This window comes from Paraburkholderia sp. GAS334 (genome assembly GCF_050436625.1).
Lineage (GTDB): Bacteria > Pseudomonadota > Gammaproteobacteria > Burkholderiales > Burkholderiaceae > Paraburkholderia.
This window is the reverse complement of the sequence record NZ_JBNDMO010000031.1, coordinates 1-13088: the sequence shown is the minus strand read 5'-3', so window position 1 is coordinate 13088 and position 13088 is coordinate 1. Positions and strand designations below refer to the sequence as shown.

Sequence of the window (13088 nt, the reverse complement as noted above, 5' to 3'; positions counted from 1 at the left end):
CTAAGCAGCAGTGGTTTGAACGACATCGCGCTGGCCGCCGACACCCACGGTCCACACGTTGCCGTCCTCAAGCCACTTGTCGAGGAACCCGGATGCACGGGTCGCGTGAAATGTCAGCGGGCTGCGGCAACCGGTAGGGAATCGCCAGTGCATCAGCAATTCTTGGCCGTATTCGAAGTTCATGAGGCAGACGTCACCGACTTCTTCCACTCGTTGCCGGCCATGAACGGATCGTATTTGGTATGAACAATGTGGTTCGTATAATTGCTCATTACCTTCGTTGCTACACCCAGAATCACTTCGAGTACGTTCCTGCGTGTGTAACCGGAGGCGAGAAATCCTGCGACATCCGTGTCCGACGCAAAGCCGCGTTCGCGTACGACAATCGTCGTGAAGCGATGAAGAGCCTCAAGCTTCGAGTCAGGAAGCGGAGTTCCTTCGCGCAGTGCAGCAATTATAGCGGGATCCATTTTTGATCATCTGCGCGAGCGCAGAGTGTCCGGCCATACAGTAATGGCAGTTATTCTCAAAGTTCGAGGTCAAGTAGACGACCTGTTGCTCATGTGAGGTGAGCGTGCTCTTCGAGAAAATGTCCCAGAGCGCAGAATATCCGGCAAGCAGCTCGGGCGATTCGGCCATGTGCGACTGGAGGTTAGGCACGAAACCGAACGCCCGTTTCGCCGCTTCCAAACCCAACTTCGATGCGGGTGGTGCGGTTTCGATCGTGTACGATGGAAACGTGCTCATACGTTTCTCCAACTGGGAAATTGACGGTGAGAACAGGATGCGCGCCTCGTCACACCGGAGGAAGACCGCGCGCGTACATAACAATCATTCCCGACAGGCATAAAGCGCTTGACGCCGCAATACGTCGCAGCTGACGGCCCGAAGAGCGGCCTCACGTTAAGGACAGGTCGGCTTCGAACTATCCGTGGGGGAGACTGGTGCTCTACCATCGGAGCGCCAGAATGATCGATGGCGTCAACAACCCGCGCACATTCATGCACGCAGTCCAAGATGACTACGTCACCGCCTGCAAAAGAGGGTGTCGTTGCGCCTGCGCAAATTTATTGTCGGTAATAGCTTTGACTAGGTAGCCGCCAGAGCGGCGCGACACCCTCCGTGGGGCCGCGCCGCTGTGCGTTTAGGCAGCCAGCTTCGGCGCGGCGGGGAAATCGACCGGGACTCGTGTCGTCGCGTGCAAATAGTTGGTCACCGTCTTGTCACCGATTACGACAATCACGTCGACGAGATTCTCCTTCGTCCAGCCGGCCGCAAAAAATGTGTCGACGAGTGTCGTGTCCGCGTGGCCGCGATTAACCGCGATGTTGCGTGCCAGACGTGCAAGTGCGTCAAGTTTCGGGTCAAAGCTAGCTTTGCCGCTACGAATTTCGAGAATTTGTGCATCCGTGAAACCGCTGTTCTTGCCGATCATCGTGTGTGCGGCGAGACAGTATTCGCAGCTATTAACCTCACTCACGACAAGGTTGACCACCTCACGGGCCTTGCCAGTGATGCTGCTCTTGCCATTCTGAAATGCAAGGTAGTTGCCAAGCGCGTGTTCCGAATGCGCAAGCGTCGCGTACAAATTCGGGACAACACCGAGGTTCTTCTTCAGATTATCGAAAATGGCCTGGTTGGCCGAGGATACTTCTTCGCGCGTCGGAACATTAATCGTGGTCATGCCAGTTCTCCATACTAAAAAATTGGTTGGCCGTCTTTAGCTATGGCTCAAGCGGTGAATGGAGTTTGGCTGACTTCAAGCTGATGGTGAAGGTAGTTGAGGGACATAGTTCGCATTCCAACAGGGAATATAGCGATCCATGCAGGGCCAACCCTACGAGCGCTTAAGTGCATGATCATGTCCTTTGGTTCACGAAGCTGTCCAGCACACGTCTCGGTTTCGACGTCGGGTGGCGTCGGCGTCGGCCTTGAGCGGCCCCCGGCAAACAGTGCCATGATGTAAGCGAGTTTTCGGCGCGCTTTTCGACGAGAAAGAAGCCGCGCGATGAAACGAAAACGCTTCAGTGTCGAGCAGATTGTGGGGGTGTTGAAACAGGCCGAGCGTATAACGCCGCCGCTCAGAGCACAGCTCCCCGGCCGCGTCGCCCGACCGAACGCAACGACTGATGCCTGTAGAAACAGCTACCTGCGTCAAGTCGTCAAGTGAATCCGGACGCCTATGCTTGACGAAGCCATCTCCGTGGATTCCCAGGCGCTTTCTGCATGCTCCTGATCTGCAGCCCGAAGCTGTGCCTGGTGCGGACTAGACGGGCCCTGTGAACATCTCCTGCCGCGAGGACACTCCTCATCGGAGAGCGACGACAGAATCCCCACGGTTTGATGCCAAGGGTCAACCATCTTTTTGTCAGCTATCAACCCCTATCGTCCATTTTCGGCTTCATTTCCCCGCTTCCATTGCGACTATTTGCATCCGGGTCAGATATACCGCCAAGAAGTACTACTGGTCCTTCCCTGCTCAATGCAAGAAACGACGGCGCGGCAAGCTATGTGTCTAGTCTAATGAAAGTATTCATCGAAGTTATGCGCGCTCGCTGAGCCACACATCGCACCTTTGCCCCCTCGATGCCGAAGCACAAATTTCACGTTGGGAGTGTGGACTGATCGGAACCATTCCGCGAGATCCTTCGAGCGGAGGGGCAAACTAATGACCAAATTCTGGATCCACGCAAAGTAGCAGGTTGACGCAATTTTTGCGATTCGAGACCTTTCACCTCTCTCCACAGCAAATTCCAAAGCCTTCGGCCTGCTCCCAGAAGGCACTTTGAACCTATCCCACAATGCGTACTCCGGCCAACAACGTGGTTGCCCCGGAGCCTCCAATTCGGCGCGATTGAGTCCGCTCACATTCGAATGGGCGGCCTAATGCCATGTCATTTATGCCCCTTCGGAATTTCAGTTATGCGTCTGCAGGCTCTACCTGCAACCCGGCATTGCAAGCATGATCGACAGGTCTCCACGCGACGATTGCGTGGCACGCTGGCCGTCATCTTTGTGACGTCACTGCACCAGAAAGTCATAGGCGCTTCGAGGTCGTCACGAAGCAACTCGAGCAGCGAAGCCTCAACATCCAGCAGCTCGCCAACTAACTACAGTTATCTTTTCGTTGCCAAACAGTCATGATCGAAGTGTATGCATTTTCCACCCCAAACAGCGTACGAGTTCCGGTTGCCCTAGAAGAGATGGGCATCGCATACGAACTGAAACCCGTCAACGTACGCAAAGGCGAGCAGAAGGACGCGAGCTTCCTGTCGCTCAACCCAAACGGTAAGGTTCCGGTACTCGTCGACACCGAAGGCCCTGACGGAACTCGCTTTGTCTTAAGCGAGTCGACTGCTATCCTGATCTATCTTGCGGAAAAGTCGGGAAAGCTGCTCCCCGCCAAGGGCAGCGCTCGTGCGAGGGTGTTTGAACAGATCTCGTTTCAAATCACCGGAATTGGTCCAGCTCTTGGCCAATTAGGCTACTTCTTAAAGCAAGCGCCTGAGCCCGTACCACCCGCCATCGCTCGCTTCGGCGCGGAAGCGCAACGCGTGATGAAGGTATTTGACGGGGTTTTGGAGCGTTCTGAGTTTGCGGCTGGAAATGAATTCACGATTGCCGACGTCTCTCACTTCGGTTGGTTGTGGAGACGGCAGTTTGCGGACATCGAATTGGATGCGTTCCCTAACGTCCAGCGGTGGTATGACGCGGTTGCAGCACGCCCAACTGTCGAGAGGGCAATCGCACGGGTCACCGCGCTGGTGCCTGTAGCCTAACCGTCTCCAGTGCCGGAGTTCTGATCGCATGTGTCACGAGCGGCATTGACCAGGCGTTCGCATACCCTGAAACTCTCTCATCATCTGTCGGTCATCAAGTCCGATGCGATATCGATTCGCTATCCATCTACAGTGGGTGTTGGGGTCGAAAGCGCTGATGCGATCGCGTCTCTGCCTAACATGCCCATCAGCCAAGGCATTTGTAGACTGGCGTCCACCAACATCGACTCCCTAGCAGATGCCACCCGCTGATCCGGTTCACCGGCCTTCACCAAAATCACACTGGTCGGTCGTCCTAGCGCGGTTGAGCAAGTGGCCGCCGGCGCAACTTGTCGTATATCGACACGCACAATAAATTCTGATGTACGGTACGGCAATCTTTCGAATGACTAGCGATATCCATATTCGCTTTCCTAACGCTTCGATGTCACGAGCTGCAAATGGATGACGACGCTCAACGATCCGAGAAGGTATTTCTTTATTTATTTCTGGAGTACTACCATGACTAGAACCCGTGTTTTGACTCTGACGATTGCTACGATTTCCGCACTTTCCACGTCCGCTTTCGCTAGTGGTTACGGCCCCGCGCCTTTTTACCATCCACTTGAAGGATCCCCCGCGTCGCAACGTGGTGTAAGTGCACAAACGGTAGTCGCCGAACAGGCCGCGCAAGCGCAAACGCGTACGGCAAAGGCAACCGAGGACTCCCGGCCGAAAGTCGCACAAGTAATATCGACCTCGCAAGCCCAGCAATAAGCCAACTCGTGTGACTGACGACGATTCGGTGCGAACTTCGGTTCGCCATCATCCTCGGCGGTCGCACGACGAACCTCAAAGTCCCTCCGAGCGATCTCGGCTCGCACGCAGCGCTGCGATCGCAGGTAGTTTGCCGTCCTGTTTCCGGACGCTACTGCCAACTTATAAACTTGCGCTCCCAGTACATGGTCGGCGCCAAAATCACCGCATTGAGATTTGTTTGCTTCGGCTGTGCTCGGGACGGTTGATATATTTCATCGCCCCGACGAATCGACCCACCCTTTAAGGTGCATCGCCCCGCAACAGACGCATGGGTGAGGCGCCACGGTTGGTAGCCATACAGGCCCTACCAGCATCGCACCAATAGATCACTACAATAGAATTCGCGGGGCGTTCGACTATCCGTATCGTCGCGGTTTGCGTCACATCGCCAAGACGGCCACTTTCTCGCAAGCGAATTGATTCTTCGCTATGGACCTTGCGAATTGAATCGCTCCCGACGTCTATCGCTCCATCTTCTCGGCCGACAATCTGCCAAAGCGAACTATCCAAAAGGCCAACAGTCCTTCTACAGTTTTCTGCCATGAGCCATCGCCGTCCCTGTATCGCGTTCGTTATCCGCCTCCTACTTGAATGGACTTAGATCCTATGTAGCGTGAGAGTCGCCAAGGCCCGAGTCGTAAGATTGACGGGGTCAACGCTTGCTCAATGGAGGGCGTCATGGACGCAAATCACGTTACGGGACCCTATGCTGAGGAGGTCATCCTGGCGGTGTCGCTCGAACTGTCTGCCGCCCAGTGGAAGGTCGCGCTTCACGACGGATTCAGGGAGAAGCCGGCGGTCCATACGGTCAGCGCACCACAGGCGGACGTGCGACTGCAGGCGGTTCTCGATCTGATCGAGCAGCAAAAGCATAAGTGGTCACTGCCTTCGCACGTGCGCGTGGTCGTCAGCTATGAGGCCGGGCAGGATGGATTCTGGATCCTTCGGGCGCTGTGCTCCCGCGGCATCGATTGTTATATGGTCGATTCCTGTGGAGCGCCACAAGCGGCGCGCGAAGACAGACAGACTTGATGCCATCAGGCTGGTCACCAACCTGCGCGCCTGGCTTCATGGCGAGCGCGACCGCATGCGCGTGGTCCGCGCGCCCTCCGCGCAGGACGAAGCCTTGCGCCACCTGATTCGCGATCGCGGACAGCTACAGAAGGAAGTGCTGCAACACCGCAACCGCATGCGCAAGCTGCTCGTCACGCTCGGTTGCTGGGACAAGGTCGACCACCGCTCGTTCGCCGGGCGACTCGCACGCGGTGAACTCGCCTGTCATGACGGCACGCCTCTGCCCGACGAGTTGCGCGAACGGCTACTGCGCGAGACCGCACGCCTCGAGCTCGCCGAACAGCAGCTCACGGAGCTTGAGCGCACGCTTCAGGAGCGTCTGCCCGCCCCCGTGCGTGAGCGGATCACTTATCTCAATCGCCTCAGGGGTGTCGGTCACATCGGCGCAACACGCCTCGTGCTCGAACTGTTCTGGCGCCAGTTCAACAACCGCCGCCAGCTTGGTGCATGCGTGGGACTGGTGCCGCAGCCGTATGACAGCGGCCAGAGCCGTGTCGATCAGGGCATCAGCAAGCAGGGAAACCGACGGGTGCGGGCCCAGCTTGTCGAGATGGCCTGGTGCTGGTTGCGATACCAGCCCGGCAGTGCGCTGGCGCAGTGGTTCAACGAGCGCACGCAAGGAACCGGACCGAATCGCCGCGCACGACGCATCGCGATCGTCGCGCTCGCCCGGCGCCTCGCGATCGCATTGTGGCGCTATCTGAAAGACGGCATCATGCCCGACGGCGCGCGGTTCAAGCCGGCATGAAACCATCTGCCACATAGCCCGACGTTCTGAAGATTGGAGTGCGATGTGCCCGCAGGGTCGACGGGTTGCTCAACGCGACCGATCCTTAGATGGGGCACATCTCCCGGATCGTAGTGCCCGGCGCAACGCGCATAAAGGATGTGGCCGGTACAACACCGGCGGATAGAAGTTGGTGAGACGTTGGGGTCTCACGTGCGCATCAGTCAACTCCAACCCGTGAATCGTGCCGACCCAGACTCGAGGAGTCATTTATGACCTGAACATCCACACATGGCTGACCAGCGCTTGACAACTCACTGCTCATAGAAGTCGCCCCTGAACAATTCGTTTTGTCGGCCGCCTAGCTCATGCTGTTGGCAGGGCAGCCACGGTACGGTTGAGCAAAGCGATAAGGGCCAGGGCGTAAAAAAGCCTCAGCTTTCTGAGGATCATCCGCAGGTTGTGGCCGGCGCCGCATAGCACCGCGTGCATCGCGTCACCGAGCGTGCCTTTGAGCCAATTTCGATCGAGTTTTCCGTCTGCTTTCATGTGACCGATGGCCGGCTCGATTGCACTTCGCCGCCTGATCATCGCGCGTAGTCCGCGTGTAATGCCGCGCCGCAAGCCCGGGTGGTAGATCTTCACGCCGTGGATGGCGATACCCTTGTAGCCGCGATCCACGACGGCGACTTCCGGCTTCATGTCGCTCAGAATCGCCGCCTGCTCCAGCGCTTCGGCCAGCGTGTGACCATCGTACGGATTGCCCGGCATTGAGCGCATGCCAACTACCAGTCCTTCCTTGTGCGTCGTCGTGATCGACACTTTCACGCCGAACTCGTACGGCTTGCGCGCCTTGCCCTTGGCCAGACACTCGACTTCCGGTGCATGCAGCGCATAAAGCTTGTTCTTGTCCTTCGGCTTCTGCGACAGGATGCGCTTCGTGCGGCCAATCAGCTCCAGCAGGGCAGCACGACCTGAGTCAGCCACGTGGGCGACCTGTCGCTCCACATCTCGCATCACCCGTCCAACGCGCGAACGCAGCGTGCGCAGTGCCTTTCTCATACGCTTGTACTGCTTCGCGTGAGCGTAGCGGCCAATCTGAAGCCCCAGACGCGGCGCCTCGCGGTTGTAGTTCTGCCGCAGCTTCAGGCCATGCCGCGCGGCCGCCTTCACCAAATGTTCGCGACACCGCTCGAGCAATCGCGAATCGGTTGGATGGGCAACCGCCTTCTCCATGACCGTCGTGTCTACAATCACGCGCTTCACGCTCGAGGCCTTGATCACGCCGGCACGTTTGGCCGCTTCGATCGTCTCGGCCAGCAACTCTTCTACGCCGGCTTCGCCCAGCCGCTTGCGCCAGCGCGTCAGGCTCGACGGATCGATCGGTGGCTCGGTCTGCAAATAGGTTTCGCCCGTGAACACTTGCCAATACGGGTTCTCCACCCATTGCCAGACGACCTCTTCGTCCGACAGATCGAACGCGTGCTGCAAATACAGCAGCCCGGCAATCAGGCGCGGTGACGTTGCCGGTCGCCCCTTGTCCGAAGCGAAGCTCTCGCTCATCGACACACCCAACCGATCCCAGTTGATCAGGTCGGCCAGGCGCACCAATGGATGCTTCAGATTGATCTGCTCGCGCAGCGGTTGTCGGAAGAAATCTTGCTCAGTTACAGGTGTCTTCGGACCCATCTGCACCTCACCATGAATTGCAGGATTCACGCATCAATATGCCAGGTCCCTGCAATTCCCACAACACCATTCCGGCCTCAAAGCCACACCGTACAAGCCTCCGCCGATTGTTCAGGGGCGACGACTTAGATCTCGGAACTACAGACCATAACAACATGCGCGAACGACTCCTTATAAGACTTTCCGTGCTGGAACCCTGCCTCAGGCTCATTCGTTCGAGAACGGAACGAAAACAGATTCTCACCTCCGCTCTCTATTAGGCTAGCTAAATACTCGCATTTCGGATAGATAGCAGCAACGAACTGACGGTCTGTCCGAGGTCTTCGTTGATAGATGTCACAAATGAGCGAATAACGTCCTCATTGCACAAACAAATTCCATTGACCAAAATACCTCGCTGTCGCGAGTCTGTCCTGTCGCAAAGTCGTCAGATGCGTCGACGCGGTCGATAGTGATAACCCGGTGCAGGCGTGAATCATGCCGATTGACACGCCATGGGAAGGTAGAGAATCCCGAATGGAGAAATAGATAGATGGCTCTCGCAGCCAACGAAGGATGTTTCGCCTGACCGAGCTAGCCTGACCTTGTGAATTAAATCGACGTTGATCATCAGAGGTAGGAGCAGACGAAAAGCAGAGCCAGAGTGTCGGATAACGAGCTCGTGTGATTAAGGATACTTGCAGTTTTCAGGTACTTTCTCGCGTGAACCAAAAAATCCGCAGCAGCGAGACCAGATGCCCCCCGTATCGTTCATCGTCTCTTACGATCACGCTAGTCAACCTGACGCCCGACACTTGTTTGGTTAATGACAGAGTCTGCCGCAGCCGCAAACTGATGTGCCGCGCCATTGACAACAAGGCGATGCATAAGAGGGCACCAAAAGCCGTTCTGCGCGTACTCCAAAGCACCAACGACAAGCATTCCGTCAAGGGCTACGCTTTGCGTGAAGGGCGCTTCGAAACGATCCCCCCAACTGCGCTAAACGAGCGCCACCACACGCGCGGCGATAGCCAGCGACGCGGTCAGTCCCGGCGACTCGATGCCGAACAGGTTAACTAGCCCCTGTACACCGTGTGTGGACGTTCCGTCGATGCGAAAGTCGGCCGCTGGCTCACCTCGCCCTACGATCTTGGGGCGGATCCCTGCATAGCCCGGTTGCAGAGCATTTTCGGGCAAACCCGGCCAGTATCGGCGCACGGCGGAGTAGAACGCCTCGCTGCCGCGCGGATCCACCGCGTAGTCAATGGCCTCAATCCATTCGACGTTCGGCCCGAACCGTGCTTGCCCCGCTAGATCAAGCGTCAGGTGCAGGCCGAGGCCGCCTGGCTCCGGTACCGGATAGACAAGATGGGAAAAAGGCACCCGACTTGTGCAAGTGAAATAGCTGCCTTTCGCAAAGTAGCGCGGCGGCACATGCTCAGGGAGCAGCCCCTCAATTCCAGCTGCCACATCCGCAGCAAAGAGCCCGGCACTATTGACGACGGTCTTCGCGCGCAACAACATTGGCTGTCCATCGGTCATCACTTCAAGTTCAAGCCCGTCGTTTGCGACGGCGCCGCGAACTACACGCGCGTCGAACGCGATCATTGCGCCCGCGTCTTCCGCGTCTCCCTGCAACGCGAGCATGAGTCCGTGGCTATCCACAATGCCAGTCGACGGTGATAACAACGCGGCGTGCGCGTTAAGCGCCGGTTCAATCTGCGCGACACTGCTCTTGTCGAGCCATTGCAGGTCGTCGACACCGCACGCCGTGGCATTCTGATGGATCGCCTCGAGCTCCGCGACCTGGCTTGAGTCGGCTGCTACGATGAGCTTGCCGCTGCAACGATGCTCGACTCCATGCAACGCGCAGTACTCGTACAGCAAGCGCTTTCCTTCCACACAGAGCCGCGCCTTTTCAGAGCCCGGTCGATAGTAGATTCCTGCGTGGACAACCTCGCTGTTGCGCGAACTCGTACCTGTTCCTACAGCCCGCTCCGACTCGAGGATGACAACTTCGCGTCCACTGAGCGCAAGTGCTCGCGCCACAGCTAGCCCCACCACACCTGCGCCGACTACGACGCAATCGACCCGCTCCATCGCTTCCTCGCCTGTTTCCAACCTTGTCGTACAAATCTGATTTGAGCGCGTAGCCGCGCTCAGTCCAGCCCGTTGAGCAGATGCGGCGTGACGCTAAATCTACGATTCTGAAAAGTCGCTGCTCCCGGATCCTTTTCGGTCGCCACGCTCGCGTCGCTCATAAATACCTTCTCTCGAAGCAGGCTACGTCGAACCGCTCTATCGACATTTTTGCATTCGCAATATCGACGCTCGCCCCCAACTTCACCCGGGATTTGACGTTGCAACTGACCACTCCTGACTGGTACCAGTGTGTTCACTCAGGCTCAGGCTTCCCCCTTGCTCACTGATGCGGCACGCAACCGACAACTTGACCAAGTAGCCTCGCCCGATCACCTGTTCGGGTAGTGCGGCAAACCCTGGAGACGTCAGCCCCGAATCAACGGGCGTATGGCCCATGCGATCGACGAAGCGCGTGAGGGCAGGCTTTGTCCTGCGCAGCATCAAATCCAGCAACGTCTTCACGCCCATCAGGAACTGCATATGACCGCCGAAGTCCTTGATACGGGGCGCGAGCGTTTCCATCGTAGCAAAGCCTATGCCTCCGCCGAATAGCACGTTGATGCGCAGACCGCGTACACCGGCCGCGAGCATCGCCTCAAGTTTTCGATCAGTAGTATCTGAGGCAACCACTCTGACGCCTCGCAGCCCTTGTAGATCTCGCTGGAGTACTTTTAGCATGTACCGGTTGTCGGTTCCACAGACGCCGATCTGTACGAGCACGCCGAAAGACATGTTCGTGTTGTCATGTATCGCCAGATACCCTTGTTCGGGCGCTGGCGGGGGCATGTGACTGCACTCGGGAACCATCGAATATTCAGCGCTTGCTGCGACTACGTGCGCGTGCGTATCGACGACACCGTTCGGAACGACTAAAACCGCGGCGTCAATCCGGGCAACGGAGCGGCGCACAACGGTGAGAACAGGAACTAGCACATGATGACATCACGCCTCCTCGAAGCATGTGGAAAGAGCAATGCCAGCATCAAGCAAACAGCATGCGATGTGGGCGTTACGTTCTCGTCAAAGCACGTTGCCCGGATTCCGGCGGCGTCGAGCAAATGGGAAGGCGATATCGTCTCTCTCAGCACGGTGTTGGCGGACTTTCGCCAGTAATGACGCGCCGCCTCATCAGGATACGATTCGACCGTGCGGTGGCGTGCAGCAGATGCGAGAAGGCAATCATGCGCAAGCAGAGGCGCGTTTTGAAACTGGCGGATTCGCAGACTCAGACAATGCGGTAAGTTAGCGTTGTAACGCTCCTACGTCGCCGCCGAAAAAGCCGCCGATGAAGACTTGCGTGTGCACTACCACTCTATCAGCTAACGGATCACAACCTAGCTTACGTGTTGACTCGTTGACCACATCCCATGAGCTTGATGTTATCTGAAAACTTCATACGCATCATCGGGCTCAGTTGGCAGGTCACGAGAATAACAATAATTCCGGTCAGGCATTAGTTCCGACCGCGCCGATAAGAGCGTGTGCAGGGTGGAAGCCCCGCCGCCGTGAGGCGATCGGTAAAACCGACTCGGGATAGCTGTGCGCAGCATCTTTGCTGATATTGCCGCATGGTCCGTGAACCGATATACGAGCGTATCGTTGCGAATACTTACGTCAGCGTATATGTTCTTGCCATAGTTTTTGTCGTCGGATCCCCGCGTCTAATAGATAGGGTGCGCCGGTCGAGGGTCGAGAACTCCAGGACCGATGTCTGTTTCCTTGAACGAGGGTGTTCATCCAGGTCGTCGATACCCAGAGCTTTTCCCGGACGGCAAACGAAGTCGATCTGTCTCGCGCCTCCGTGACTACCATCGTTTAAAGCCTCAAGAAGAGCCTGAAGACCAAGCTACTGAATCGCACGACACGCAAGCTTTCACTAACGGCGGAGGGTGCTGCATACTACGAAAGTAGTTCTCGCGTACCCGCCGAAATCGAAAATATAGAGCACTCCCTGTCGAGTGTCGCGGCTTCGCCACGAGGCAAGCTACGCGTCGAAATACCAACCGCTGCCGGACGCCTGTTTGTTGTCCCCGTACTCGGCGTATTTTACAATCGATATTCAGACATACAACTAATGCTCGGGGATAACGACAACGCCGTCAGCCCCGTAGGGGAAGGGGTCGATTGCGCGATCAAGATTGGCATGGTCGAAGACTCCTCCGTGGTCGTTCGACGTACCGGATTCTTTGAATTTCTCGCTGCAGCCAGCCAGCTCTATCTTCGAGCTTACGGAGAACTGCGGACGACCGACGATCTGTCCAATCACTTCGCGGTCAAACTCCTCTCCGCAATCCGTGGCCAGACCCCAAGATTAATTTCGCCGTCGGCAGCAAAAACATCTCAGTGGGGATGAAGTCGGGGCTCGCAGCAAATAACGCAGACGCCAATCTCAGCGGTGGACTCAAAGGTTTTGGCATCGTCCAGGTGCCACGAATCCTCGCGCTTTCTTATCTTAGGACTGTCAAGCTCGTCGAGATCATCGAGAGCTACCGCCCGGCCGCCACGACGACATCCATCGTTTGTCCGTATCACCGGCACCTTTCGCCACAAGTACAAGCATTCGCAGAATGGATCGCCGAACTCTTCGAGCGCCACCCGCTCCTTCCGATACCGGCAAGCACCTGCGAGATCTGGCCTTCGGCTCACCTCCTCGCCACCCAAATCCCGCAAGTTCAGCGTCTGTGATACCTCTGTCAGCGCGTCGCGCTCTGGGCGAATATTAGGAACTCGTTGAAGAAGGAGCGGCACTATGCATACGTGCTTCATTGCCCGTTTTACCGTTTTACTGAAAGCGCGGACGCCGGACGAAACGCATCCGCGCATCGGTGGCTTAGCGCACCGGAGGGAAATCCAGATCGGTATCGTTGATGCGGTTGAACGTGTTGGTGAACACCGTCAGC

General features: G+C 57.1%; 12 protein-coding genes and 1 pseudogene. 6 read left to right on the top strand and 7 right to left on the bottom strand.

What is annotated here, in order from left to right; translation table 11 throughout:
* The 3 genes from P3T21_RS32575 to P3T21_RS32565 form a co-directional block, all read right to left on the bottom strand.
* Positions 1–183 (bottom strand): hypothetical protein, encoded by a 183-nt coding sequence (locus P3T21_RS32575; protein WP_429260083.1) that lies wholly within the window; start codon positions 181–183, stop codon positions 1–3.
* Positions 180–470: a carboxymuconolactone decarboxylase family protein gene (locus tag P3T21_RS32570; RefSeq protein ID WP_429260055.1), complete on the bottom strand. Its 291-nt coding sequence runs from the start codon at positions 468–470 to the stop codon at positions 180–182. The genes P3T21_RS32575 and P3T21_RS32570 overlap by 4 nt, the downstream gene beginning before the upstream one ends.
* 674 nt (positions 471–1144) lie before the next feature.
* On the bottom strand, positions 1145–1684 hold the full coding sequence (locus tag P3T21_RS32565) for a carboxymuconolactone decarboxylase family protein (protein ID WP_429260054.1): 540 nt from the start codon (positions 1682–1684) through the stop codon (positions 1145–1147).
* 324 nt (positions 1685–2008) lie between these two features.
* Between P3T21_RS32565 and P3T21_RS32560 the strand changes: the two genes are divergently transcribed.
* The gene (locus P3T21_RS32560; RefSeq protein WP_429260053.1) at positions 2009–2170 is read left to right on the top strand and encodes a hypothetical protein; all 162 of its coding nucleotides are present in this window, start codon (positions 2009–2011) and stop codon (positions 2168–2170) included.
* 970 nt (positions 2171–3140) lie between these two features.
* The gene (locus tag P3T21_RS32555; protein ID WP_429260052.1) at positions 3141–3779 is read left to right on the top strand and encodes a glutathione S-transferase family protein; all 639 of its coding nucleotides are present in this window, start codon (positions 3141–3143) and stop codon (positions 3777–3779) included.
* Between the two features lie 907 nt (positions 3780–4686).
* Here the strand turns inward: P3T21_RS32555 and P3T21_RS32550 are convergent.
* Positions 4687–4878, bottom strand: a complete 192-nt coding sequence (locus P3T21_RS32550) for a DUF3331 domain-containing protein (RefSeq protein ID WP_429260079.1) — start codon at positions 4876–4878, stop codon at positions 4687–4689.
* A gap of 377 nt (positions 4879–5255) precedes the next feature.
* Between P3T21_RS32550 and P3T21_RS32545 the strand changes: the two are divergent.
* Positions 5256–6399 (top strand): annotated as a pseudogene (locus P3T21_RS32545) (IS110 family transposase).
* 345 nt (positions 6400–6744) lie between these two features.
* Here P3T21_RS32545 and P3T21_RS32540 read toward each other — a convergent pair.
* The 3 genes from P3T21_RS32540 to P3T21_RS32530 all read right to left on the bottom strand — a co-directional run bounded on the left by P3T21_RS32540 (position 6745) and on the right by P3T21_RS32530 (position 10995).
* Complete coding sequence (locus P3T21_RS32540; protein WP_429260078.1) at positions 6745–8067, bottom strand: IS5 family transposase; 1323 nt, start codon at positions 8065–8067, stop codon at positions 6745–6747.
* A 978-nt stretch (positions 8068–9045) separates the two neighbouring features.
* Positions 9046–10146, bottom strand: a complete 1101-nt coding sequence (locus P3T21_RS32535; RefSeq protein ID WP_429260051.1) for an NAD(P)/FAD-dependent oxidoreductase — start codon at positions 10144–10146, stop codon at positions 9046–9048.
* A gap of 243 nt (positions 10147–10389) precedes the next feature.
* Entirely contained in the window at positions 10390–10995 is a 606-nt protein-coding gene (locus tag P3T21_RS32530) for an amidohydrolase family protein (protein ID WP_429260077.1), read from the bottom strand.
* Positions 10996–11121: 126 nt separating this feature from the next.
* On the opposite strand from P3T21_RS32530, the gene P3T21_RS32525 reads away from it, so the two are divergent.
* The 3 genes from P3T21_RS32525 to P3T21_RS32515 all read left to right on the top strand — a co-directional run bounded on the left by P3T21_RS32525 (position 11122) and on the right by P3T21_RS32515 (position 12873).
* The gene (locus tag P3T21_RS32525; protein WP_429260050.1) at positions 11122–11301 is read left to right on the top strand and encodes a hypothetical protein; all 180 of its coding nucleotides are present in this window, start codon (positions 11122–11124) and stop codon (positions 11299–11301) included.
* Positions 11302–12022: 721 nt separating this feature from the next.
* On the top strand, positions 12023–12541 hold the full coding sequence (locus P3T21_RS32520; RefSeq protein WP_429260076.1) for a LysR substrate-binding domain-containing protein: 519 nt from the start codon (positions 12023–12025) through the stop codon (positions 12539–12541).
* On the top strand, positions 12538–12873 hold the full coding sequence (locus tag P3T21_RS32515) for a LysR substrate-binding domain-containing protein (protein ID WP_429260049.1): 336 nt from the start codon (positions 12538–12540) through the stop codon (positions 12871–12873). Before P3T21_RS32520 ends, P3T21_RS32515 begins: the two co-directional genes overlap by 4 nt.
* The last annotated feature ends 215 nt before the right edge of the window (positions 12874–13088 follow it).